The 23,028-nt window shown below is 58.3% G+C and carries 29 protein-coding genes; 10 read left to right on the plus strand and 19 right to left on the minus strand.

Annotated elements, in window-relative coordinates:
• Nucleotides 1–18 precede the first annotated feature (18 nt).
• Nucleotides 19–1,644, minus strand: a complete 1,626-nt coding sequence (locus BW974_RS06200) for an acetate--CoA ligase (protein WP_076428972.1) — start codon at nucleotides 1,642–1,644, stop codon at nucleotides 19–21.
• A gap of 131 nt (nucleotides 1,645–1,775) precedes the next feature.
• On the opposite strand from BW974_RS06200, the gene BW974_RS06205 reads away from it, so the two are divergent.
• Nucleotides 1,776–2,690 carry an SDR family oxidoreductase gene (locus BW974_RS06205; protein WP_076428974.1) on the plus strand — a complete coding sequence of 305 codons (915 nt, stop codon included), beginning with the start codon at nucleotides 1,776–1,778 and terminating at the stop codon, nucleotides 2,688–2,690.
• A gap of 90 nt (nucleotides 2,691–2,780) precedes the next feature.
• A complete protein-coding gene (locus tag BW974_RS06210) occupies nucleotides 2,781–3,374 on the plus strand; it encodes a DJ-1/PfpI family protein (RefSeq protein ID WP_076428976.1) in 594 nt (197 codons plus the stop codon).
• A 72-nt stretch (nucleotides 3,375–3,446) separates the two neighbouring features.
• Here the strand turns inward: BW974_RS06210 and BW974_RS06215 are convergent, their stop codons facing one another.
• From BW974_RS06215 to BW974_RS06225, 3 genes are all read right to left on the minus strand, one after another.
• Nucleotides 3,447–3,992, minus strand: a complete 546-nt coding sequence (locus BW974_RS06215; RefSeq protein WP_076428978.1) for a twin-arginine translocation signal domain-containing protein — start codon at nucleotides 3,990–3,992, stop codon at nucleotides 3,447–3,449.
• A 599-nt stretch (nucleotides 3,993–4,591) separates the two neighbouring features.
• Nucleotides 4,592–5,650, minus strand: coding sequence for a tyrosine-type recombinase/integrase (locus tag BW974_RS06220; RefSeq protein WP_076428980.1), 1,059 nt, complete (start codon nucleotides 5,648–5,650; stop codon nucleotides 4,592–4,594).
• Nucleotides 5,637–6,029 (minus strand): DUF5805 domain-containing protein, encoded by a 393-nt coding sequence (locus tag BW974_RS06225; protein ID WP_076428982.1) that lies wholly within the window; start codon nucleotides 6,027–6,029, stop codon nucleotides 5,637–5,639. Before BW974_RS06225 ends, BW974_RS06220 begins: the two co-directional genes overlap by 14 nt.
• Nucleotides 6,030–6,829: 800 nt before the next feature.
• On the opposite strand from BW974_RS06225, the gene BW974_RS06230 reads away from it, so the two are divergent.
• Complete coding sequence (locus BW974_RS06230; protein WP_084186202.1) at nucleotides 6,830–7,066, plus strand: copper chaperone; 237 nt, start codon at nucleotides 6,830–6,832, stop codon at nucleotides 7,064–7,066.
• A gap of 27 nt (nucleotides 7,067–7,093) precedes the next feature.
• On the opposite strand, the gene BW974_RS06235 is transcribed toward BW974_RS06230, so the two are convergent.
• Nucleotides 7,094–8,011 carry an alpha/beta hydrolase gene (locus BW974_RS06235; RefSeq protein ID WP_076428986.1) on the minus strand — a complete coding sequence of 306 codons (918 nt, stop codon included), beginning with the start codon at nucleotides 8,009–8,011 and terminating at the stop codon, nucleotides 7,094–7,096.
• A 125-nt stretch (nucleotides 8,012–8,136) separates the two neighbouring features.
• On the opposite strand from BW974_RS06235, the gene kynU reads away from it, so the two are divergent.
• Together kynU and BW974_RS06245 are read left to right on the plus strand one after the other, a co-directional pair.
• Nucleotides 8,137–9,387: a kynureninase gene (gene kynU / locus BW974_RS06240; RefSeq protein WP_076428987.1), complete on the plus strand. Its 1,251-nt coding sequence runs from the start codon at nucleotides 8,137–8,139 to the stop codon at nucleotides 9,385–9,387.
• A gap of 38 nt (nucleotides 9,388–9,425) precedes the next feature.
• The gene (locus tag BW974_RS06245) at nucleotides 9,426–10,088 is read left to right on the plus strand and encodes a helix-turn-helix domain-containing protein (protein ID WP_076428989.1); all 663 of its coding nucleotides are present in this window, start codon (nucleotides 9,426–9,428) and stop codon (nucleotides 10,086–10,088) included.
• Between the two features lie 21 nt (nucleotides 10,089–10,109).
• On the opposite strand, the gene BW974_RS06250 is transcribed toward BW974_RS06245, so the two are convergent.
• The 8 genes from BW974_RS06250 to BW974_RS06285 form a co-directional block, all read right to left on the minus strand.
• Complete coding sequence (locus tag BW974_RS06250) at nucleotides 10,110–10,307, minus strand: DUF7835 family putative zinc beta-ribbon protein (protein ID WP_076428991.1); 198 nt, start codon at nucleotides 10,305–10,307, stop codon at nucleotides 10,110–10,112.
• On the minus strand, nucleotides 10,304–10,615 hold the full coding sequence (locus BW974_RS06255; protein ID WP_076428992.1) for a hypothetical protein: 312 nt from the start codon (nucleotides 10,613–10,615) through the stop codon (nucleotides 10,304–10,306). Before BW974_RS06255 ends, BW974_RS06250 begins: the two co-directional genes overlap by 4 nt.
• A 78-nt stretch (nucleotides 10,616–10,693) precedes the next feature.
• Complete coding sequence (locus tag BW974_RS06260; RefSeq protein WP_076428994.1) at nucleotides 10,694–12,352, minus strand: AAA family ATPase; 1,659 nt, start codon at nucleotides 12,350–12,352, stop codon at nucleotides 10,694–10,696.
• A gap of 179 nt (nucleotides 12,353–12,531) precedes the next feature.
• A complete protein-coding gene (locus BW974_RS06265) occupies nucleotides 12,532–13,374 on the minus strand; it encodes a VOC family protein (protein WP_076428996.1) in 843 nt (280 codons plus the stop codon).
• 118 nt (nucleotides 13,375–13,492) lie between these two features.
• Entirely contained in the window at nucleotides 13,493–14,155 is a 663-nt protein-coding gene (locus BW974_RS06270) for a winged helix-turn-helix domain-containing protein (RefSeq protein WP_076428998.1), read from the minus strand.
• Between the two features lie 45 nt (nucleotides 14,156–14,200).
• Complete coding sequence (locus BW974_RS06275; RefSeq protein ID WP_076429000.1) at nucleotides 14,201–15,271, minus strand: glutamate--cysteine ligase; 1,071 nt, start codon at nucleotides 15,269–15,271, stop codon at nucleotides 14,201–14,203.
• A 51-nt stretch (nucleotides 15,272–15,322) separates the two neighbouring features.
• Nucleotides 15,323–15,976 carry a fibrillarin-like rRNA/tRNA 2'-O-methyltransferase gene (locus tag BW974_RS06280; protein WP_076429002.1) on the minus strand — a complete coding sequence of 218 codons (654 nt, stop codon included), beginning with the start codon at nucleotides 15,974–15,976 and terminating at the stop codon, nucleotides 15,323–15,325.
• Nucleotides 15,973–16,818, minus strand: coding sequence for an NOP5/NOP56 family protein (locus BW974_RS06285; RefSeq protein ID WP_076429004.1), 846 nt, complete (start codon nucleotides 16,816–16,818; stop codon nucleotides 15,973–15,975). The genes BW974_RS06280 and BW974_RS06285 overlap by 4 nt, the downstream gene beginning before the upstream one ends.
• Nucleotides 16,819–16,998: 180 nt before the next feature.
• On the opposite strand from BW974_RS06285, the gene BW974_RS24570 reads away from it, so the two are divergent.
• From BW974_RS24570 to BW974_RS06295, 3 genes are all read left to right on the plus strand, one after another.
• Entirely contained in the window at nucleotides 16,999–17,394 is a 396-nt protein-coding gene (locus tag BW974_RS24570) for a hypothetical protein (protein WP_139328827.1), read from the plus strand.
• Nucleotides 17,395–17,590: 196 nt separating this feature from the next.
• Entirely contained in the window at nucleotides 17,591–18,364 is a 774-nt protein-coding gene (locus tag BW974_RS06290) for a methyltransferase domain-containing protein (protein WP_076429006.1), read from the plus strand.
• Nucleotides 18,365–18,393: 29 nt separating this feature from the next.
• A complete protein-coding gene (locus BW974_RS06295; RefSeq protein WP_076430261.1) occupies nucleotides 18,394–18,795 on the plus strand; it encodes a methylated-DNA--[protein]-cysteine S-methyltransferase in 402 nt (133 codons plus the stop codon).
• Here BW974_RS06295 and BW974_RS06300 read toward each other — a convergent pair whose 3' ends face one another.
• The 6 genes from BW974_RS06300 to paaA all read right to left on the minus strand — a co-directional run bounded on the left by BW974_RS06300 (nucleotide 18,796) and on the right by paaA (nucleotide 22,001).
• On the minus strand, nucleotides 18,796–19,005 hold the full coding sequence (locus BW974_RS06300; protein WP_076429008.1) for a DUF2196 domain-containing protein: 210 nt from the start codon (nucleotides 19,003–19,005) through the stop codon (nucleotides 18,796–18,798).
• A gap of 242 nt (nucleotides 19,006–19,247) precedes the next feature.
• A complete protein-coding gene (gene paaE, locus BW974_RS25440; RefSeq protein WP_162833866.1) occupies nucleotides 19,248–19,415 on the minus strand; it encodes a 1,2-phenylacetyl-CoA epoxidase subunit PaaE in 168 nt (55 codons plus the stop codon).
• Entirely contained in the window at nucleotides 19,412–19,861 is a 450-nt protein-coding gene (gene paaD, locus BW974_RS06305) for a 1,2-phenylacetyl-CoA epoxidase subunit PaaD (protein WP_076429010.1), read from the minus strand. The genes paaE and paaD overlap by 4 nt, the downstream gene beginning before the upstream one ends.
• 28 nt (nucleotides 19,862–19,889) lie before the next feature.
• Nucleotides 19,890–20,738 (minus strand): 1,2-phenylacetyl-CoA epoxidase subunit PaaC, encoded by an 849-nt coding sequence (gene paaC / locus BW974_RS06310; protein WP_076429012.1) that lies wholly within the window; start codon nucleotides 20,736–20,738, stop codon nucleotides 19,890–19,892.
• Entirely contained in the window at nucleotides 20,738–21,058 is a 321-nt protein-coding gene (paaB, locus tag BW974_RS06315; protein WP_049970676.1) for a 1,2-phenylacetyl-CoA epoxidase subunit PaaB, read from the minus strand. Before paaB ends, paaC begins: the two co-directional genes overlap by 1 nt.
• A gap of 1 nt (nucleotide 21,059) precedes the next feature.
• Nucleotides 21,060–22,001 carry a 1,2-phenylacetyl-CoA epoxidase subunit PaaA gene (gene paaA / locus BW974_RS06320; protein ID WP_076429014.1) on the minus strand — a complete coding sequence of 314 codons (942 nt, stop codon included), beginning with the start codon at nucleotides 21,999–22,001 and terminating at the stop codon, nucleotides 21,060–21,062.
• Nucleotides 22,002–22,085: 84 nt separating this feature from the next.
• Between paaA and BW974_RS06325 the strand changes: the two genes are divergently transcribed.
• Together BW974_RS06325 and BW974_RS06330 are read left to right on the plus strand one after the other, a co-directional pair.
• Nucleotides 22,086–22,727, plus strand: a complete 642-nt coding sequence (locus BW974_RS06325; RefSeq protein WP_076429016.1) for a helix-turn-helix domain-containing protein — start codon at nucleotides 22,086–22,088, stop codon at nucleotides 22,725–22,727.
• Nucleotides 22,728–22,826: 99 nt separating this feature from the next.
• Entirely contained in the window at nucleotides 22,827–23,024 is a 198-nt protein-coding gene (locus tag BW974_RS06330; RefSeq protein WP_076429018.1) for a hypothetical protein, read from the plus strand.
• Nucleotides 23,025–23,028 lie beyond the last annotated feature (4 nt).

Here is a 23,028-nt window from a genome sequence, read left to right on the forward strand (position 1 = left end):
GCGAACACCTACATTCGACTACCCGAACTTCGCCTGTTCCTTGTCGCGGAGTTCGATACGCCTGATTTTTCCGCTGGAGGTTTTCGGCAGTTCGTCCACGAACTCGATTCTGCGTGGATACTTGTACGGTGCAGTCTCTTCTTTCATGTACTCCTGTAGCTCCTCCACGAGTTCATCGCTTCCTTCGTAGCCATCCGCGAGGATAACGTAGGCCTTGACGACGTTTCCGCGTTCAGTGTGGGGACTGCCGACCGCGGCAGCCTCCGCAACCGCCGAATGGCCGATGAGCGCGTCTTCGACCTCGAACGGGCCGATTCGGTAGCCCGAGGAGATGATGATGTCGTCCGCTCGCCCTTCGAAGAAGAAGTATCCGTCCTTGTCCTCGCTCGCCAAGTCACCCGTTCGGTAGTAGGCACCCGAGAACGTCTTCTCGTCCAGATTCGGCTTCTCGAAGTAGCCGTCGAAAATCGCGGGGCTGTCTACGGGAACTGCAATTTCGCCGATTTCGCCGGGTTCGACTTCCTCGTCGTCTACGGTGTCGATGATGGTCGTGCCGAGTCCGGGTGTCGGCTTACCCATGCTTCCCGGTTTCACGTCGATTCCGGGGTAGTTCGTCACCAGTGCGACGGTTTCGGTCTGGCCGTAGCCGTCCCGCGGCGTCACGCCGAACGCCTCGTCGAACGCTTGAATCGGTTCGCGGTTCAGCGGTTCGCCCGCCGAAACGACCTCCGTGAGCGAGAGGTCGTAGTCGGCCATGTCGTCTTCTTGCGTGAACATCCGGTACTGCGTCGGCACCGCACAGAGCCGGGTGACGCCCTCTTCTTCCATCAACGAGAGGAACGTTTTAGGGTCGAAATCACCCCGATAAATCAACTGCGACGCGCCCGTCGTCAGCGCGACGCCGACCGGACTCCAGAACCATTTGGCCCACCCGGTGCCGGTCGTCGCCCACAGGAGTTCGTCCTCGAAATCCGTTCCCTGTTCGACGCCCCACCAGTATCGTCCGTTGACACGCTCGAAACAGTGCATCCAGCGATGGCGGTGAAGCACGGGTTTCGGTTGGCCGGTCGTTCCGCTGGTGTAGTTGATGGACATCGGCGACTGCGCGCCGATGTCCGGCCCGTCGTGTTCGGTCGATTCGCCATCGACCAACGCGGCGAAGGATTCCCAACTACCCGTCCGCGACCCGTCCAGCACAACCATCGTGTCCAACGGCGTCTCGTCCAGAATCGGTTCGACCATCTCGGTCAGTTCGTCGTGACAGACGATGGTGGTCGCCTCGCAGTCGTTCGCGCGGAATTGGAGGTCTTTCGGCTTCAGCATGGCCGAACACGGTACCAGAATCGCGCCGCGCTTCAGCGCCCCGAGTTGAATCGCGAACACGTCAGGATGTCGCGGGAGCAGGTGCATCACACGGTCACCTTCGCCGACGCCGAGCGATTCGAGGGCGTTGGCGAATCGGTTCATATCGTCGCGCAGGTCGGCGTAGGTTCTCTGTTCCTCTCCTCCCTCGTCGTCGCGGAATTTGATCGCGAGTCGATGGCCGAACTGCTCGGCGTGCGACTCGATGACTGCCGGGAGGTTGTAATCTTCCGGAATATCCCACTCGAACTCCGCACGTTCGCGCTGGTAGTCGATTTGCATTCATCGAAAAATGGATGGACGGTTATTTGGTTTTGTCGTCTGCTATCATGGTGCGGAGAGGAAATGGGGTTCGGTGTTTTCCAAAATCCGAACGTTATTGGTCACTGTAGTACCCAACTGATTACTGTCGTATGCCGGATAGTTCGACGGATGTCGTCACGGGCGCGTTCAGTTTCACGGGGAGCTACATCGCAGACCGATTGCTGGATGCAGGTCGAGATGTGGTGACTCTCACTAACCACCCTAATCGGCGCACTGCGTTCTCCGAACGGGTTCGAACCGAACCCTATGCGTTCGACGATTTCGACGCTCTCATCGAGATTTTGACCGGGGTCGATACCCTGTACAACACCTACTGGATTCGGATTCCACGGGATGGCACCACGTTCGCGGACGCCATCGACAACAGTCGAACGCTCATCGAGGCGGCGGATGCCGCAGGTGTCCGCCGCCTCGTTCATTTCAGCGTATCGAACCCGTCTCGCTCCGCCCCACCATACTATCGTGGGAAGGCCAAAGTCGAGGAAATCGTCACGGCGTCCGACCTTTCGACGGCGATTCTCCGCCCGACGCTGATTTTCGGGGTGGAAGATATTCTACTGAACAACATCGCATGGTTCATGCGACGGCTCCCGGTGTTCGGTGTCTTCGGAAACGGTGACTATCGAGTGCAACCGGTTTATGCAGGTGACGTTGCCGACATCGCAATCGAACACGGCCAGCGAAACGAAAACGTAACTATCGACGTTGCTGGTCCGGATGTGTACACCTTCGAAGAACTACTTCAAGAGTTTGCCCACCTGCTCGACGTTCGCTGTCGGATTCTTCGTCTCCCACTCAGATTCGCATACGCTGGAGTGAAACTGCTCGAACTGTTCGTCGATGATACGATTCTAACGTGGGACGAAGCGACGGTTCTCATGGACGGCTATTTGACAACAGATACGCCGCCACGAGGAACGACGAAATTCACCGACTGGGTGCGCGAAAATGCGGAATCGCTCGGACGCGACTACGCTTCGTTTCGAGAGCGCCACGGTCGATGAGAAAAATGATTTCTCGAAGCCGAGTTCGACACCACTTCGACTGGTTTGGTCACCAGTATCTATTTGCTCGATTCCGTCGTATGATCTTCGATGCCCGGGAAGAAACTGCTGATGATAGTCGGCGATTTCGGCGAAGATTACGAAATTATGGTGCCGTTTCAAGCACTGCAAGCGGTGGGTCACGAAGTCGATGCAGTGTGCCCCGACAAGGACGGCGGCGACACGGTGAAGACCGCGATTCACGACTTCCGAGGTGACCAGACGTATTTGGAAACGCGAGGGCACGATTTCGCGCTGACAGCGTCGTTCGACGACATCGACCCTGCGGATTACGACGCCCTCGTCATTCCGGGTGGTCGCGCACCCGAGTACCTCAGAAACTACGACGAAGTCATCGAAGTGGTTCAGCACTTCGACAACGAAAACAAACCTATCGCCGCTATCTGCCACGCCGCCCAAATTCTCGCCGCGGCGGACGTTATCGAAGGACGGACGTGTTCGGCCTACTCCGCGCTGAAATCCGATGTCGAGGGTGCTGGTGGGGAGTACTACGACGGCGTGACGACCGATGGAAACCTCGTGACAGGCCGTGATTGGGGCGACCACGTCGAGTGGATTTCCCAATTCCTCGACGTACTGGGGACGAATATTGACCACGAAGAAGCAGTCACTGCGGACGACTGATTGCCGTCGCTCTTTTCCGAATCGTGGCTTCGTTGAAAAAGAATCGTTCGATGTGGTTCAGGCGGACGAGCCTCAGTTGGAGGCGTTACCGCCGGTATTGTTTCCGCCTCCTCCTTGTGTTGTTGTGGTGGTTCCTTGTGTTGTGGTGGTCGTTCCACCGTTACCGCCACCACCTTGGATGGTGGTGCTAAGCAGGTTGAGTGTACTACTGAATATCGATGCATCACCGGAGAAGCGGCGTGTGCTATCCGTACTCAGCGAGAGGTCGCGGCCGAAGACGAACGTCGTGATTTGACCTTGATCCCCGCCACCTAGTTGGTAGCGGATGACGTAGCCACTGTAGTCGTCTGGCTGGGTGATTTCCGGGACGTCCCCTCCACCTGGTCGCTCGAGCAGTCGCACCGTGGTCGACTGTTCGAGTGATGCGGTCACGCGGAACTGGACTCCAGGGTGGTAGTCGTAGGTGTACACCAGCACGTTCTGGTTTTGTGCCGACGCACTTCCGGTACTCCCAAGACCCAGCGCGAGTGCGCCCGTTGCGAGCGCGCCCTTTTTCATGAACGAGCGTCGTTCAGTCGGTTCTACAAATTCAGCGTCGTGATTGTCGTTCTCGGACATCTCTCCCTCTCCCACCTGTAAGTCAGTATCTCTGATAAAGCACACAGAACTTTCAATTTTGTAGAGTTATCCTACCTCCTGTTGAACCATCGTAATCCTCGCACCTATGCCGGTAACGCTCGTTACAATTCCATTTTACCGACTTGAGACGAAATCCACGAGTTACGATTCTCGACCCACTTTCGTATAGCGCAATAGAATTTATGAGGCCTGTATCGGACAGACGCATTGGTTCTAATCCACCATTTCATCGTGTCCTACAATACAGCACCCCGAAAAACACGTAGTCTTACTCCGCTGATTCGAACGTTCGAAGTACTGTCGTTTCCCGGGGTTCCGCCGAAGAATCATTCGACAATCTCGCCGCTGTCGTTCGGCTTTCCGTTTGCCTCCGGTTTCCGATACCATGTCGCTTCGATATGAGCGTCGTGGTGGGATAACTGCGAAAGTCTCTCGTCTGTTTTTATCCCTGTGTCAAACAAAATCAGGAAGTGGTTGCAACCCTACACCGAGTTCGTCTCCCCCGAAATCGAAGTCGTTTCGGCACAGCTCGAAAATTGGGTCGGTAATTCCACCAGATGGGTCGCGTCACAGTCGGTTTACGACAGCGCGTAGATGTTCGCTTCGTATACTTCCCGCACGCGATCCCCCCAGTTGTGTGTGTAGGTGTCGATGATATCGCTCGCCACGTCGCCGCGAAGATATTTGACGATGCCACGGTCGCCGGTTCGGTCGCGGAGATGCGTCGTGAAGAAGTGCCGGAAGTAGTGGGGTGTGACGTTCTCTTCCGCACCGCCACCGGTTCGATACCATCCGTGTTCGCGGGCGTGGCACTCTACGATGTTCCGAATCATTTTGGGAGTGAGTCGGTTTCCCCAGTCGCCGCTCGTACTGACGAACAGCGGCTCCGCAGGCGATTGCGCATCCGGTCGAATCGCAAGCCATCGAACCAACACCCGCCGAAGTTCATCGTCCACCGGGACGATGGTTTCACGTTTCCGCTTGTTCGAGGCGGTTCGTTCCTCTCCGTTGATAACCTGTCCCCTGACCGCATCCGCGGCGACGAAAATCGAGTCGGGGCGGCCGTCGAGTTGCGGGCGTTCGCCGAGCGAGTAGGCAGCCCGCACATCTTCGTCGGCGAGGTTTACGTCCCGCAGGTCGAGGTTGCTCACCTCGCCGACACGCATCCCGGTTTTCAGCAGGGCGAAGACGACAGCACGTTCCAGCGGATGCGTCACCTCCGAAACGAATTTCCGCATGCCCATCACCGAAATTTCGCGACGCATCGGGTCTTTGTCGATTGACTCGTGCATCTCCTCGACCACGAGCGCCATCGGATTCGATTCGAACGCGCCGACCTGCGTCATGTAGCCGTAAAACCGGTGCAGATAGGAGGCGTAGGTGGCGATGGTACTTTCGGCGTGGTCACCGCGGAGAGTGTGAATCCACGCCATGCAGTCGCGCTGTGTCGCCGCTTCGGGGGCGACACTCCGCCCCGAGGGATTCTTGTCGGGGTCGGTGAGAAACGTCTCGAAACGCCGTAGAACGCGCTTGTAGGCAGCTCGAGTTCGTTCGCTTTTCCCGTGGTAAAGCAGGTCTTGCAGGAAATATCCGACTGGGTCGTCGGGATTCGGCGTGTCCGGGCTACGGGCGGCCATCGGTACCTCCGACGAGTGTGTATCCTCCGTGGCGGCCACTGTACTGTACCCGGTTCGCAGATTGGAGTTCGTTCAGCACGTCTTCGAGCCTATCCTCGAAATCTCCGGCGAGCCGTTCGACCAGTTCGTCCCACGACAAGTTCTCCTCTGTCGCGAGGGTTTCGAGCAGGCGTGTTTTCAGTTCGTCACCCCCAGGGTTCGACCCCTCCTCAGGGGCTTGCACGGGGTTCATCTCGAGACCGCGTCTTCCGGCCTGTACCATGGTTCTGACGAACTCGCTTTGGCTCATGTCGAGTTCGTCGGCGTGCGACTGCCACTCTTCTTTCTGATATTTCGGAATGTATGTCTTCACGACAGCTCTGCTCGTCTCGTCGGCCATGATTCCATCTCTCTGTCTCGGTATTTCAATTTGTCCCATACAGAGTGATAAGGGACTTTATCCCTATTTTTGGACCTCTTTTTGAGCGCCAAAACACTCCATATCGTCGAAAATAGTACTGCCATTGCATCGGTTTTGGCCCCATCAAAGACGATATTATTTTAGAGAGAAATTGAAATGGATTGTGAATTTACATACTATACCAATGCTGGCGTTTAAGCCAAAACTTTCGACACGGCAAATCCGATACTTTTCTTCCTTCACCTCGGGTTCGCGTCCTAATCGAAGGGACAAACTGAGTTTGAAAGTAGGATTATTTCTTCAATCATATGGGTTTATAAATATACGTCAGACTCACCGACCGTAACGAAATTCTCATTTGCTGTCCCTATTTCACACACGAACTATCGAGTTGGTCGCTCGACTGCTATCGTAGAAGGTGTTCATAATGTCAACGATACTTACAGACACGCACTTTGTAGTGAGTTCATCGTAGATAATAGGTAGCGTCGTTTTCGAGTACGTCGATAGCTGGAACGTCCGGCTTGTTTTTTGCACCTTCGGTAAAGTTCGTGATGCACGAAACTACATCAGTATCTCGAATCGACGCACCGAATCATTCGTTTCGATTTTGTTCACTGTTGCGCGACCAATCTATATATCGTATTTCGCTATATCCTTCCGTTCCCGGGTCGGTCGGGAAAAGTGCCGATAAAAACAACGGATGTCTCTTTTTCTCACAGTGGAATATGGGATTCCTCTCCAGCGCGCGAATTGGTGTCTAAGCCTGAAAAAAAGGAATCGAACACGGCGTCAGTTGTATCCTCGTCTGTCTCGGCCCCTTCTTCCTCCTGATGCCGTTTTTCGGCGAAATGAACTACTTCTGGATGGTCGCGCTCACAACAGTCGTCACGGTCGAACGACTCCCTTCGACGTGGGGTAGGGAGTTCTCCATCGCGACCGGCGTCGTCTCCCTCGTCACTGGCCTCCTCGTCCTTCTGTTCCAGCCATCCTTGCCAATCTCGTTCGTGATGTAACTGCGACTCTTGCCTGATTTCGACGCTCTACTCCAAATTCTCTCGAATCGTCGCTGTCACCGAACCCATCGCCTCGTCCGCAGTCGAAACCGAATCCGTGAGCGAGAGAAAGCCGTGGGCCATCTCGGCGTAGTGGTGGTGTCGAACCGCCACATCCGCTTCCGCGAGTCGGTCGGCGTAGGCGATTCCCTCGTCGCGGAGCGGGTCAGAGCCGCACGTGACGATGGTCGCTGGTGGAAGCCCCGAAAGGTCGTCCGCGCGAAGCGGCGACGCGAAGGGGTTCGCCCCATCGACCGGACTCCGTAGATAGTGATTCCAGAACCACGCCATGTCCGCCCGCGTCAACAGCGGGCCGTCCGCGTTTTCGGCGTACGAATCGGCGCTGAAGTCGTGGTTCGTGATGGGATACAGGAGACACTGATGCGAAATCCGTGGCCCGTCGAACTCTCGCGCTCTGAGCGCCGTCACCGCCGCGAGGTTTCCGCCTGCGCTCGTGCCCGCGACGCCGAGTTTCGTCGGGTCGCCGTCGAACGACTCGGCGTGTTCTTCGACCCATTCGAGCGCCGCGTATGCGTCGTCCACGCCCGCCGGGAACGGATGCTCCGGCGCGAGTCGGTAATCGACCGAGACGACGACGCACTCCGCCCGTTTCGCCAACTCTCGACAGACGCCGTAGATGGAATTGAGCGTTCCCAGCACCCACCCGCCGCCGTGGTAGAAGACGACGACAGGAGCGTCCGCTACGTCTGGGCGATACACGCGAATCGGGATGTCGCCTTCCGGGCCGGGAATCGAGAGGTCGCGGATGAAATGGATTTCCTCCTGTTCGTCCGGGGTGAACACGTCGTCTTCGATTCTGCGGGCGCTCTCGACGGACATCGCGTGCCACGGCGGGACGCCCATCGCCTCGATTCGCTCGACTGCGGCGGCCATTTCGTCGTCCATATTCGTTTCTTGAGAGGGAATGTGTTATACTTTCAGCAAGCGGTGGACGAAGTCCGTCGGTATCGACAAGGAGAAATCGGTGCTGACAAGCGGACAGTCAAGTGTCATCGCCCGAAACGACCCGTATGGATACCGGCGAAGCAGACGCCAGACGACGGGACGAAAACGACTCGCTGTCCCATCTGCGTGACCGATTTCACATTCCGGATGGCGAACTGTACATGGACGGCAACTCCCTCGGCCCGTTTTCGGAGGATGCCGAGCAGGCGTTGTCGAACGCGGTGGACGAGTGGCGCGAGCAGGGAATCCGTGGATGGACGGACGCAGACCCCGAGTGGTTCCACTACGGCGAGCGTCTGGGTGACCGACTCGCGCCGCTCGTCGGTGCGCGGGAGTCGGAAGTCGTCGTCGGCAACTCCACGACCGTCAATATTCACGCGCTGTTTTCGACGTTTTACGACGGTGGTGAGGTCGTCGTCAACGAACTCGACTTTCCAACCGACCACTACGCGATTCGCGCGCAGATGGAACGACGGGGCGTTGACCCCGAGGAAAACCTCGTCGTGGTGGAAAGCCGAGATGGCAGCACTATCGAGGAAGCGGACGTTATCGACGCGCTTTCTGCGGAAACTGAAATCCTGTTCATGCCATCGGTTCTGTACCGAAGCGGCCAACTGTTCGACATCGAACGCCTCACCAGCGCGGCTCACGAGCACGATGCGCTGGCGGGATTCGACCTCGCCCACTCGGTCGGTGCGGTTCCGCACGAACTGTCGAACTGGAACGTAGATTTCGCCGTCTGGTGCAGTTACAAATATCTGAACGCCGGGCCGGGGGCGATTGCCGGACTGTACGTCAACGAGCGCCATTTCGGCGAAACGCCCGGATTGGCTGGCTGGTGGGGTCACGACAAGGACACTCAGTTCGAGATGAACGCGACGTTCACACCTGCAGAAAATGCGGGTGCGTGGCAAATCGGGACGATTCCCGTGTTCAGCGCCGCCCCGCTGTTCGGCTCGCTCGAACCCTTCTCCGAAACCGGTATCGAGGCAGTTCGAGCGAAATCGCTCGAACTGACGGACTACCTAATCGAACTGGTGGACGAGATTCCGGAGTGTGAAGTCGGGACGCCGCGCGACCCGGCGCGACGAGGGGGCCACGTCGCGGTCGAACACGAGGAAGCGTATCGAATCAACGAGGCGCTGAAATCCCGCGGCGTCGTCGTGGATTTCCGACCGCCGAATGTGGTTCGTGTGTGTCCAGCACCGCTCTACGTCGGCTTTCACGACGTGTGGCAAGTTGGGGAGCACCTCCGGGAGGTCGTCACGACCAACGAGTACGAATCGTTCGACACGCGCGGTGGCGGTGTGACGTAGCCGTAGCACGTATCACGGATGCAGGCCTTTGAGTGCATATGAGTACCATCGCGGAAATGGAACTCCCAGCACAGGAGTTCGCATTGAGGAAGACGTTGGAACACGTTCCGGACGCCGAGTTCGACATCGTTCGCGTTGCCGCTCACGACAACGACCGCGTGCTCCCGTATCTCTGGGCGACTGCGGACGACTTCGATAAGTTGGACGAGGCCCTCCGTGACGACCCGAGCGTCGAGGAAGTGACTCTGTTAGAAGACCTCGGTGACGAGCGACTGTATCGGATGAACTGGGTCGAACAGATTCGCGTCGTCATCCACATCCTCGTCGAAGAAGAGGCGACGATACTGAACCTCCGCGGCAAGGAAAACCGGTGGCGGCTTCGCACCCTGTTCCCGAACCGCGACGCGCTGTCCGCGACCTACGACTTTTGCGAAGAAACGGGCCTCACCCTCGACCTGCGGAACATCTACGAGATGAGCGACCAGCGCCACGGGCTGTTCGGCCTGACGGAAGAACAGCACGAAACGCTGATGATGGCGCTCGAATCGGGATACTACGACGTGCCGCGGGATGCGACTGCGGACGACCTCGCCGGTGACCTCCACATCTCGCATCAGGCGGTTTCGGAACGTCTTCGCCGTGGACATCGAAGTCTCGTGAAAAACGCGCTCGCGGTCGGTCCCGGTGACGGGCGGGACTGACGGTCAGACCCGGAGTTCTGACTATCGGTCGTTCATTCGGTGACTCGTCTCGTCCCCGCAGATGACGCAGGTGCTAATTCGGTACGGCTCTCGCGAGAACTCACTGTTTTTTGCGTTCTCGTTTTCAGTTCGAATTTCGATACTCACAGCGTGTGGCGTCTCGTTGCCACAGCTATCACATCGTTCCGCCATCTCCGACCTATCCGGTTTGGATTTCATAGTCGCACCGTTCGGACTGCGGTTCCGTTCTGCTGAGCGAACTGGCTGAAGCCCTCGGAGTTGCCGGTTTGCTCGGATTGTCTGGAGTGGCTGGTGCGGTCAAAACGGCCCGCTCGGCCGTCGAACGGGACGCTGTCGAGGCGAAACAGTTCGAAGTCGGGAAGCGACTGGTACGTCTCGTGTTGTGGCGTTCCGTACAGCGTCTCGTCAGGGTCGTCGGACTCGGAGACTTCGTGTTGCGGCTCGCCGTACAGATGGCGTTCGTCGTCCGGTTCGCCATCCGAATCGGACACCGTCTGTGGCGTCATGGCTAGTTTCCTCATCATATACAAACGTACCTGAAGGCAGGTGACTCCTGCCTGCGCCCGCAAGTGAATAAAAAGGGGTTAGTTACCGCCGAAGACGGAGCCGAGTTGGTTGCGCCATTCGCGGAGTTCGGTCAGTTCGTCTTCCAGTTCCGAGATGTCCGACTGGAGGTCTTCGATTTCGTTCAGTTCGCTCTCGACAGCGGAAATATCCGTGCGGAGGCTGTCGATTTTGTCGTCCAGTTCGGATTCGGCTTCCGAGACGGAGTCGGAGAGGTCGGACACCGTTTCGGTGAGGCTTTCGATTTCGGCGACGCTCTTTTCGAGCGTTTCGATGTCGTTTTCGAGGGCTTCCACGTTGTCGAAATCGTCGCGAAGATCTTCGATTTCGTCGTCCAGCGCGGATGCTTCCTGCGTGTTCGTTGCGACGAGGTCTTCCAAGTCGTTGAGTTGCGTGTCGAGCGTATCGAGATTGTCCCCGAGGTCGTCGACGTCATTGAGTTTTCCGTCGAGTTCTTCGAGGTCGGTTTCGAGGTCTGCGACGCGAGCGCGCGCTTGCGCGCCTTCGTCTTTCGCGCTCTCGATGTCGTCGTCCATCGCTCCGAGTTCGTCGCGGAGGGCTTCCACTTCGCTCTCGAATCCGTCGATGACCGTTTGTGCGGTTCCGTTGTCGTCGATGAACTCTTCGAGTGCTTCGGTGTACGCGGAGAGGTCGTCGACGCGCGACTGGAGGTGGCGAATACGGACGTTCGTGCTTTCGGGCGTGTCGAGGTCGAGTTCTTGCTGGATGAGTTTGAGGTCGGCGTCGCTCACTTCTCCCGCACGAATCTCGTCTGCGAGTGCGGCGGCGACGCTTCCGGGACGTGGTGGCGAAGCGGATTGTTCGACTTCGACAGCCTCGTCTTCGGCAGGCGGTTCGAGGATGTCTGCGTCGTCCGGTTCGGCGAGTACGTCGTCCGTCGAATCGGACGAATCCATGGATTCGTCCGACTCATCCAGTATCTCGCCGTCGTCGTCGGTAAACGGCGCTTCCGATTCGGTTTCTTCTTCGTCCGTCGTGGACTCCGAACGCGGGTCGGCGGTCGTCTCGGCAATCGGGTCGTCCGTCGCATCCGCCGCCTCCGCAGTCTCCGAAACCGATTCGTCCGCCGGTTCTGCGAGTGGGTCGTTCGACGCTGCCGCAAGTGGGTCACCTGCGTTTGCGCCCGCGTCCGCGAGCGGGTCGGTGTTCTCCCCACTGCCGCCGAGTCCCGGCAGGCCGCTGTCGCCCGCGATGACATCGCGGACGACCTGACTGCTGTCTTCCGACACGATGTCGGTAATCGTGTGTTCTTCCATGCGACCTTCCGTCTCGGTACTCGCACCGTTCGTAACCGGCGCGACCTCTTCGAGTTCGGGTTCGATGAGGAACGATTCCGCGTCCTGCCAGTCCGTAAGTCGGATTCCGTACACCGTCGTCAGTTCTTCGTTCGGTTCGAGGGTGCGTTCGAACTGGACGCGGTGGTCTTTGTACGCCGTCCAGTTTTCGTTCTCGTATTCGGGGTGGAACCCGACGTTGTCCATCGGGAAATCGTCGGGGATTCGGTCGGTCACTCGCACGGTGACCACGTCGTCGCAGTCTGAACGGACTTCGAACCGGATTGCTGGCACCGCAAACTCCTCGCCGTCGAACGATTTTTCGATTGTGACGCCGTGCTCGGAGCGCGTTATCACTTCATTTCCGCTACTGAAATCACTCATACAGTTCACATCCGAGAAGGAATATATAAATCATGCGCCGACATACTCACTATGTTATTATTTAATATTGATACTATTTTGGGGTGAAAATAGTGTGAACGCCGCTATCACCGATGAATACGACTTCATTCACTCGTTTAATTAATTTAGAAGATAATTTCACCACGATGAGTCACATTTCAGTCATGCGCGCGTAGACGAACGGTGATTTCGTCCGAATCCGTGATTTCGATTCCGTCTTCTATTTCTGTCACAGAAATCTCGCGCGCGGCGAACCGCTCCCGAACCGTTTCGAGCGTTTCACGATTCGGAACGGCGAGCTCGAACCACTCCAAACCCCGTCCGTCTGCCGGTTTCGTGCGATTGTTCCAGACGTTGCAACCGACGTGGTGATGGTAGTCGTCGGCCGCGAGAAACAGCGCGGAGGGGCCGTACTCCTGTCGCACGTTCATCCCGAGCGCGTCGGCGTAGAACTCGCGCGCGGCGGCTATCGAGGACACTTCGAGGTGAACGTGACCGACGACGGTATTCGACGGAACTGTCTCAGTTTCTGTCGCCTCCTTGCGGAGTTCGTTGGTATCGAGGGGAAGCGTGTCCATCTGCACTCGCCCGTCGTCGCCAATTGGCCACGCTTCGCGCGGCCGGTCGCGGTACAGTTCGATGCCGTTTCCTTCCGGGTCGCGACAGTACAGCGCCTCGCTCACGCGGTGGTCTGAGGCTCCGGTCAACTCCCACTCGTCTTCGAGACGAACGAGCGCGTCCGCCAGCGCGCGCCGCGACGGAACGAGAAACGCCGTGTGAAACAGGCCGGTTTCGTCCCGCGTTCGCTCCGGAGCGTCGGCATCTTCGACCAGTTCGAGGAGCGGCACACCTCCCGCTCCGAGAGCGGCCGTTTGGTCGCCCTTCGATTGCGGTTCGAGGCCGACGACCTGCTCGTAGAAAGAACTGGTTCGGTCGAGGTCGTTCACGCGAAGCGCCACCCGTCCGACTGTCGTCCCGCGCACCGTGTTCGTTTCCGTCATCGTTCGCTTGAGTGTTCGACGCGAACGGCCCTGTACGTTGCTCTACAAGAAATGGCTTCTGCAATCTCCGACCACGATGTTCATATTCCGAAAATCAGACCCCTCCTCGGCCGCTAACTCACTCTTCGCCGGACTCGTCGTCTGCGTCCTCGTCCGCCCCCTCGGTTGTGTCGAGTCCTTCGTCGCTGTCCTCGTACTCGTTTTCCCTCTTTCGGTCCATGTCATCCGAGATGTCCTCGACTTCGATGCTGACGGGTTCCGTTCGAGATTCTTCGTCGTTCAGGTGGTTGTCGAGATTGAACACCGTGTTGAGTTCGCCCTGCACTTGATCGACGATGCCGCCGACGAGTTCGCTCGGCGCGATTGCGGTGTATTCGTAGGGGTTGTTTCCGGCCCCGGCGCTTTCACGTTTCTCGCGGACGACTTTCTCTTCCTCGTGGAGTTCGGCGAGCGATTCGCGTACCGTACTCGGGTACAAGCCGGTTCCTTCGGCGATTTCCTCGCTCGTGCTTCCCGGATGCTTGCGGAGGTAAACGTAGATTCGCGCGCGGGTTTCGGTGTCGAGCACCCACGAGAGGAGGTCTACGATGCCTTGGTCGAAGCCTTCGACCGCCTTGTCTGCTTCCTCTCCAAGTCGCTTTCTCCCCCGGGAAAGCGGTTTTTCGTCGCTCATCTCCTCGGTCGATTCCGCGGCATCGCCCGTGTCGACGGGCACCTCGTCACCAGTATCTTCTGTGTCGTTCCGGTCATCTCGGCCGTTGTCGCTGTCATCCCCAGACATGTCGTTCCCAGAAGGACAAAAGCCGTTTTCGGGTAAAAAACTTGCTTACAGCAAGAGCGACTCACAGACTGCTTCGAAGCCGTCCTCGTCGCGGATGCGTCGTTGGCACTCCGCACCGCTTTCCCCGTCGAAGATGTCGCCGATGCCGGTGACGCCGAGGCGGTCACACTCTCGTCCCACGACTTCGGCGAGCGAGATTTCACCGTCTCGGTCACGACGGATGAACGAGGCCTCGTGGCCGTAGCGCATCGCGCGCCACTTGTTTTCGTCCAGCAGTTCTCTGCGGTGGCGATAGCCCGTCTCGCCGTCCTCGTATCGTTCTACGAGGTCGGTGATAAGTGCGTGAGTGTACTCCACGAACGCCAGCACGCGCTCTGGGTCGGCCTGTCCGTCCGGGGTTCGAACCTCGACGGTGCCGTGGCTCGAGTGGGGACGCACGTCGTACCAGAGTTCGCCGCGGTCGTTTATCGACCCGTTTTCGACCATCATGCGCTCGAACTCGGAAAACTCCTTGTATGAATCGAAATCGGTCGGCATGCCGGTGTTCGGAAGCCCTTCGAAGATTTTCGCGCGCGCGGACTGAAGACCGGTGTCGTAGCCATCCCAGTAAGGTGAGTTGGCAGAGAGTGCCAACATAACCGGCAGATACCACCGGACTTCGTTTGCCACCCACACCGCGGCGTCGGCGTCGTCGACGCCAACGTGGACGTGCAGCCCCGCGGTCGTGTTTCGATGCTGTGGATACTGAATCCGTTCGAGTTGTGCGCGATAGCGTTCTTTCTCGGCGTGTTTCAGCTCCCGCCACTTTGCACCCGGATGCAGACCCGCCGCCGCGATGCCGAATCCATTCGATCCCGCGTGTTCGACCAGTGCCTCTCTGACTGCCCGAACGTCGTCATCGACGTTCGAGAGCGTCGTTTTCGGCGTCTGCGTTTCGATAACACATTTAAATAATTCGTGGTCGAGACGATCTTCGAGGATATCCGGGGGGTCAGTTTCGTAAACGAGTTCGTCGGTGCCCGCGGTCGGGACGCCTCGCTCGTCAACGACGAAAAACTCCTCTTCGACGCCGAGGGTACCCATCTCCGTGAAATTCTCGGCCGAACCCAACTCCATTTTCCCGAGATTAGCAACCGGACGCATAAATACTTCCGGAGACGGCGACCCCTACCGGGGAACTGCGACGATGCCGAGGTGGTCGGTGTGAAACGGTTCGAGCCGCCGGGTTTCGACGATTTCGAACTCCTCTTTGAGCGATTCTCGCGCGTGGTCGAACACGGCTTCCGGGTCGCTCGCCACGTCTTCGCTTCTGGCTTTAATCGCAAGCAGAAGGCGTCCGCCGTCTTTGAGGAACTGTCTGTTCTCGCAGGCAACCCGCGCTTGCCCGCGGGTTGCCACGTCCTGTACGACAACATCGACGTTCGATTCGACCACGTGCGCGTAGGTCGCCGGTTTTCGGGCGTCCTTCAGCAGTGGAAACAGGTTGTCTCGGGATTCAGCCACATCCAGCAGGTCGCGGGTCGGACGCGGTGCGAACTCGACAGCGTACGTCGCACCGGAAAAATCCGCGACGTGGCTCACGGTCGTTCCGCTGGCCGCACCGAGGTAGAGCACCGTCTCGTCACCCTGTAGCCCGGTGTCCATTTCGTGTTCCAACATCGCGGCCAACTTGGAGCGCCGGGCGTCCCAGCACCGCCAGTCGCCGTCCGTTGGTTCGCCGTAGACGGGTTCTCCCCGCGTTACCAGTCGGCTTTCGCCGCCGAACTGCCTGCGCTCGACGCCTGTTGGAAGCGCGGAGTCGTCCTCGTTCGAATCGCTCATTCGTCCTCACCCCGCGATTGAATCGTTTCCATTCTCCTGTCGAGTTCCTCTTTCAGTTTGGGATTGTGTTCGCCCGAATAGTGGTCGATTCGCGCGCCGATGACGAGTTTGCCCGACAGCGTGCGGGCCGCCGACCCGCGCTCGGCGGGTGGTGTTTTGCGAACGTCCTCGTGCGTGTAGATGATGCCGTGTTTCGGCGAGGACGCATGTCCCCGGAGATGTGCGAACAGGGCGTTTTCGGCACCCAACACCTGCACCGTCCCACCGGGCATCTTCGCCAGCGATTCGAGGCCGCCCGCCAGCGCGATGAGTCGCGCGGCGAGCACCGGCCCTGCGAGGTCGGCGAGGTTCGGCGCGACTGCTGGCGCTTGTCGCTCGACAAAACTCCGGAGGTCGTCGCGCTCGTCCGCGAGGTCTGCGACCCGCCGGGCTAAAGACACTACCTGCTCTTCGACCGGCGTTTCCGGGTCGGTTTCCGCGAGTTCCGTGGCGTAGTCGATACCCGTTCCGGCGTCGGCGTAGAGGGTTCCGGCCCACTCGGCGACTCGTTCGGCGAGTTCGTTCGCCTCGGATTCACAGTCGTCCATCGCGCGAACCGCGTGCACGAGTTGCTGGTCGTCCGCTCGTTCGCGCTCCGTCACGGCCTCGCGGGTCGCCCGGATGCTAGCCGACCTGAGTTTTGCGTAGTAGTCCGATTCGTCCTCCGCAAAGCCGGATTCGACGGCTTCGCCGGGCCAGTCCGCCGGGGCGTCCGCGCTCCCCTCGCGGATTGCTCGCGCGCCCGCGTCCGTGTCGTCCGGCGAGACGCCTGCGAACCACCCGTCGGCGTCTGATTCGGTCATGTCCGTGGGTTGTTCGGCGTCTCGTTTAAACCTACGTTTACGCCTTGCTCGACGAGATTCTGGGAGAGGGATGGCTGTTGGTGATTTGCGAATCGGGTAGTTCTTCAACAGAGGCTTTGTTTCGTGATTTCTTCGCTCTGTGTTGCTTCGATTTGTCACGTGGTCTGAACTTTCGCTGGAATGCTGTTCGCGAATCACGCCTCCAAATACCGCCACCGCACCGCAACCGCCCACAGGCCTCCCCAACCGATTCCGTTCCTCACTGCGTTCCGGTACCTGCGGGCCACGGCCGCAGGTCAGCGAGTCGCTTCGCGTCTCGCAAGCCTCATCCCTCGCACGGTTTCATCTCGACTTCTCGGAGGACTGCTCGCGGTTGCACCGCTCGCATTCGAGATTTCACAGAAATCTCGCTCTCCTCGAAGCCTCGCCAGCGCGCGCCACATTGCTCGACTGACCAGCCGCAAGGATGCGCCAGCGCGTTCGTACGAATGCCGAACGCCAGTGAGGCGTGAGTGCACTCCCGCGCTGGCGGGGAGGGGTGGGGACACTGCGGCGGCGGTTTCATTGGAGTCGTGACTTCCTAGCGACACAGTAACGAATCATCGAAGCAACCAACCAGAACCGAGATCCGTCGAACTGTTCATGGGGCAATTCAATCCCTTAGGAGCCAATACAAACCACAGGACTCCAAAAACAAAGTTCTCGAAAAACCTCATCCAACCATTCCTACCGCGATGACAGTCGTTAAGGTACATCCCCAGAGTTGGCACCTATGGCTGGTCTCTACGCGCATCCTGACTACTACGAAATCGCCTTCGACTTTCGCGATGTCGCCGCCGAAGTGGATTTCTTCGAAAGCTGTATCGACCGATTTGGAAACGGACTCTCGAACACGAACTCCGTGCTCGAAGTCGCCTGCGGGCCGTCACCCTACCTCCTCGAACTCGATACCCGGGGATACGATTTCACTGGTCTCGACAATGCCGGGGAGATGATTTCACACTCCATCGAAAAGGCCCGCGACAACGACATCGAAGCGACCTTCCTCCGGCGGGATATGGCCGATTTCTACCTTCTCGACCGCGTCGATTTCGCTTTCTGCGCCCTCGGGTCGCTCTATCTGGACTCCAACGACGCGCTTCGGTCGCACCTCGACTCCGTCGCGGACGCACTGACGCCGGGGTCGCTCTACTGTATCGACGGCTCAATCGACTTCCCCGGCGGGACGTCCTCGCAACACGAATGGGAGACGACGCGCGGCGACACAACTGTCGAGTTCTGTATCGACCAGCAACCGACCAACGTCGCGGAGCAGTTGGTTCGCCAGACGATTACGACGACGGTGACCGATGGCGAGGAGACACGCCGATTTCGCGAAGAGTACGAAATTAAGACCTTCGCACCCCAAGAGTTCTGCATGGTCGTTGAAGAGAGCGATTTCGAGCACGTCGGCTGGTTCGACAGTTTCGACCTCTCGAAACCAGTTTCTGAGTGCGAACCGGGAACGCTTCATCGCCCGATGACGATTCTGCGGAAACGAGACTGAAAATCCAGACGAAACATACGAAACCAATGATGCAAACCGAAATGTGGGACTGGCAGGTCGAAATCGACGAGTCACTCGTTTCTGCCTCTCCGGACGAAATTCGAGCACAGATAGCGGAGTACGAGCGCAGTGACCGCGACGAGTTCGACCTCGAAGTCGAATTTCCGGAGTCGTTCACCGGACAGGTCATGGCCGCGATGGCCGAAATTCCGCGCGGCGAGACACGAACCTACGGCGACATCGCCGAAACGCTCGACACCGCCGCAATCGCCGTCGGACAGGCCTGCGGCCGAAATCCTGTTCCGGTCGTCGTCCCGTGCCATCGCATCGTCGCGGCGGATGGACTAGGCGGTTACTCCGGCGGCAAAGGCGACCGATTGACGCTCAAAAAACGACTGCTCGACCTCGAATCCGAATCCGAATCGCGGTAGCTACTCCGGAACGACGCTTTTCACGCGGCCGGTGATTCCCGATTCCAGTTCGACTTTGACGCCGCCGGGTTCGGTGTGTTCTTCGGAGAGAATCTTCGCGATGTTCCCCTGAATCGGGTCTGCTTCGTCCGCGTTCTCGGCGTTCGTCTGCTCGATTTCGACGGCCATTCCTCTGCGCAGTTCCTCTCGCGTCGGTCTATCTGCGGACATACGTGAGGCGTACAGCAGTCCGAATAAAGAACGTGATGGCCCGGATTGTCCGGGACGTATCTGTGCATGGTAAGGTATGACTTAACAATATATTTAATTCACCTACAAAAGGGTTATAACAAAGTGGTTCGTAGCGATAGTCGCGGCGCCATCATCCCCCTTTCCCCCGAACACTGCAACCCGGTAGCGACCGCTGTCCGTCGCCTGTGTGTGCTGAAGAACAAATCCGAATACGACAACCGTTACTCGAACTTCTCGAACGGCTGTTCACAGCCATCGCAGAAGTGCATCGACCGGCAGAGCGACGGCCCTTTCGGGTGTTCGCGGTAGGTGTCCGTCGAACCGCAGTAGGGACACTCTGCGCCTTTGTCTTCCCCGCTCGTCGTCACGCTGGGGTCGAGTCGTCTCATATGCTTAGCCCAAAGTCGCGCAGGTCGTCTTTGCCCTGTTCTGTGACCATCTCGATAGACCACGGCGGATTCCAGACGAGTTCGAGGTCGGCATCTTCGACGCCATCGACGTCGGCGACTGCTTCCTCGATTTCCTCGGTCAGCATCTTTCGTGCCGGGCATCCGGTGTAGGTGAGGGTCATGATGACCGTCGCCGAATCTCCCTCCATCTGAACACCGTAAATCAGTCCCAAATCAACGATACTGATTGGCATCTCTGGGTCTTCGATGTCGTAGAGGGCGTCCCAAACGCGCTTTTCGAGTCCGGTCGCTCCCTCGCCCGTTGCGGGCAGTTCCTCCGGAGACTGCCCGCTCTCCGAATAGTCGGTGTAGGCGCAAGCCGTTGGTTCCGACTCGATGTCGTATTCTGCCGAGTCCGTTTCGTGTGCTTGTGGTTCGTTACTCATGGTGGTATTCGATGGTCACTTTGACCAGTTATTCTTCATCGTCGGGGTCTGCCATGATGCGGTGGGCTTCGCTTCGCCCGAGTTCTCGGTACGACCGCGTCATGTCGTCATGCAGGTCTGCCCAGTCGTCGGTGTGGCTTCCGTCGCGTCCGAGATGCTCGGGAAGCAGTTCGTCCGGATTGCCATCCTGAATTTCTTCAGGTACTTCCACGCCAAGCGATGCGAGGAACGGAACGACGGTGTCGAGCCACTGCTCGCGCATGGAGTCGAGCGACTCGGTTCGAATCCCCAAATCGTCGATTTCCGGACTCGCATCGCCGTCCTCGAACAGCGTCAGCGCGTAGGGGAACAGTCGGTCAACCGCCGACTGCACGCGCTCCGTTCCCTCGTCGTCGCTCGTCAACCGTTCGAGCCAGTTCTGAGCGTGTTCGAGGTGGTAGTTCTCCTCGGAGAGGATTTTCGCGACCCTGTCCGCGATTCGCGGATAGGACGTGTCTTCGAGGGCTTCGAGGCGCAGTTTTTCGGCCACGTCGTAGAAGTATCCGCGGACGATAGCGTCGGCCCAGTCGCCCGATTCGAACGGCAGTTCCACGAACGTCGCGTGTCGGAAGTCGCTCGGGTCGCGCTCGAAGATGAGTTCGGATTCGGTGTAGCCGAAGTCCTGAAGCAGGTCGTACCAGAGGCGGGCGTGCCCGAGTTCGTCCTGCGCGATGTTCGAGATGGCGAGGTCGGATTCGAGCGTCGGCGCGCGAACCTGCCATTCGGTGTAGCGCTCCGCGAGGACGAGTTCGTCGTCCGCGAGGCGGTAGAGCAGGGATTCGACTGCTGCCTGCTCATCGTCACTCAGTTCCTCCGGCCCGGCGAGTTGTGCGGACATTATGCTTTACCTCTCTCACGGTCAGCTTTCTCCTGTTCCGCCTCGGAATCCGCGATTTCCTCTGCGAAACTGGAGTCGATACGGTTGTACGCCATCACCCAGCGATAGGATTTGTCCGTCGTGCCGCCGAACGCAGTATCGTCGGCATCGACTTCGGCGATTTCGTCCTTCGGGACGACCCAAATGCTGTTGGTTGGCTTGCGTCGCCCGTGCTGAATCTGGGCGAACATGAGTGCCATGTCGCGGTCGGGCGCGTGGACATTTCCGCAGTGGGTGTGATACTTGCCTGCTTCGTCTTGTCGGAACACTTCCCAAATCATGTTAATCGGCCGCCACCGGGGTGTGCGAGTTGCCCGTTTCCCAGTCGTCCATCACGTCACGAACCCATTCGACTGCGTCCTGTGCGTTCTTTCGGCCGTTTATCTGGCCGACGCCGGGTTCGTAGCTGTTTTTGGCGATTTGGAAGAACTCGTCCCAGTCGAGGTCGTCTTCGCGCACCTTGTACGTGTTCGTCTCCTCGTCGTACTCGATACGCGGTTCGTCTGGAACCTCCAATCCGTACTTCTTCGCCTTCGGAATGTAGGCGTTGAGGAACGCGTTCCGGAGGTCGTCGTTCGACATCGTCTTCAGGCCGACGTCGGCGGAGAAGTCGTGGTGGGTACTCTTGTCGTTGGTCGGGCCGAAGAACTGGATGATGCGCGGCCACCATTCCTCGAAGGCGTCCTGCATGAGTTCCTGTTCTTTCTTCGAACCCATCGCGAGTTCGCGCATGATGTCCTCGCCGTGTTTGACGTGGAATCCTTCCTCGAAACACACCTTGTCCATCGCGTGGGCGTAGGGTTCCCAACTCGTGCGTTTCAGGGTTGCCTGTCGGCGCATCGCGGCACCGTCAACGAAGAAGGCAATCATCGGCGTCTCCCACCACTTTTCCATCTTGTAATGGAAGCAGTTGAGGAACTTGCCCTCCCCGTTCGCCAACTCGTCAAGCATCTGTTCGCGGGTTTTGATGCCGAGCGATTCCGCGGCGCGGTAGAGCAGTTGGCCGTGGCCGATTTCGTCCTGTACCTTCGCACTGCACGCCAGTTTTCGGTCGAGGCTCGGTGCCTGCCGGATGAACGGCCGTTCGAGGTACGCACCCATGATTTCGGAGTTCGCGTGGAACTGAATCATGCGAGTTGCGGCTTTGCGGTACTCCTCCGGCATGTCGTCCTTAGGACTGAACTGCCGGGGGCCCGCCCGCTCTTTGACGGTGTCTAAATCCATATCCACATCTTACATGCCCCGACCCATACCATTTCACCCGTTCATAGACTGGGTTTAAATACTAGAAATTCATATGACTCTGCAATGATAGACGAGTGTCTCGTCGTCGAATTTGTGGTCACGGGGGACGATTGTCCACTCGCCGAGGCGTCAAAAGCGACTGGCGTCCATATCGACTGCCAACCTCCACAGCACAGAGACGACGGCTATGCTCTCTTGCGATTTAGCACACCAAAAGAAAGCGATGGTCTTGACGATTTTCTCAATGCAGACGACCGTATTCGGTATCTTCACGTCTCTACGACCGACGGCAGACAGAACTTCAGATGCCTCTCGAAACATCCCTGCGTCGTTCACGAACTCACCAACGTCGGATTCATGGCCGAGTCGCTTCGCTATCGTGACGGCAGTGCGACTTTCACGGGTGCGGTCGTGGGTCACGACGTACTCCAAGGTGTCCTCGAAGCGGCAGGCGAGACTGTCGGAATGCAGTTGCAGCGCATTCACCAACTCGGTTCCGAGGACGAGCACGTCGTCGCCCAACAGTGGGACGTAACGCCAGCGCAGGAACGTGCTCTGCGAACAGCCTCGGAAATGGGCTATTTCGGTGTCCCCCGAAAAACCACCGCGAGTGAAGTTGCCGAAAAGCTCGGCATTAGCAAATCGGCCTTTTTAGAACGGATTCACCGCGCCGAACGTTCGCTGTTCTCGCAGATGTTCGCCTAACCGTCTTTCGTCTCTCCTTTCTGAATATCACACGTGTTATAAGAATATACGTAATCCAGCGGAAGTTTATTGGTGAATGGTATCATCGGATTTTTTACTGTGGTCTCTACAGACATCCCTCCGCATCCGGAGATAACTCTCATCGTGCTCGGCTATTTAGCCATCGCGCAGGCCGAGCATCTTCCGGATGGGTTCTCGCTGGTGGGGTACGTGCTCGGATTTTTCCTTCTCGTTTTGATTCCGCTTCTCGCACTCGATGGCGGCAATTCGACTCCGACGGCCAGTAGGGCGAAATAGCTAT

Source organism: Haladaptatus litoreus, assembly GCF_900156425.1.
Taxonomy (GTDB): Archaea; Halobacteriota; Halobacteria; order Halobacteriales; family Haladaptataceae; genus Haladaptatus; species Haladaptatus litoreus.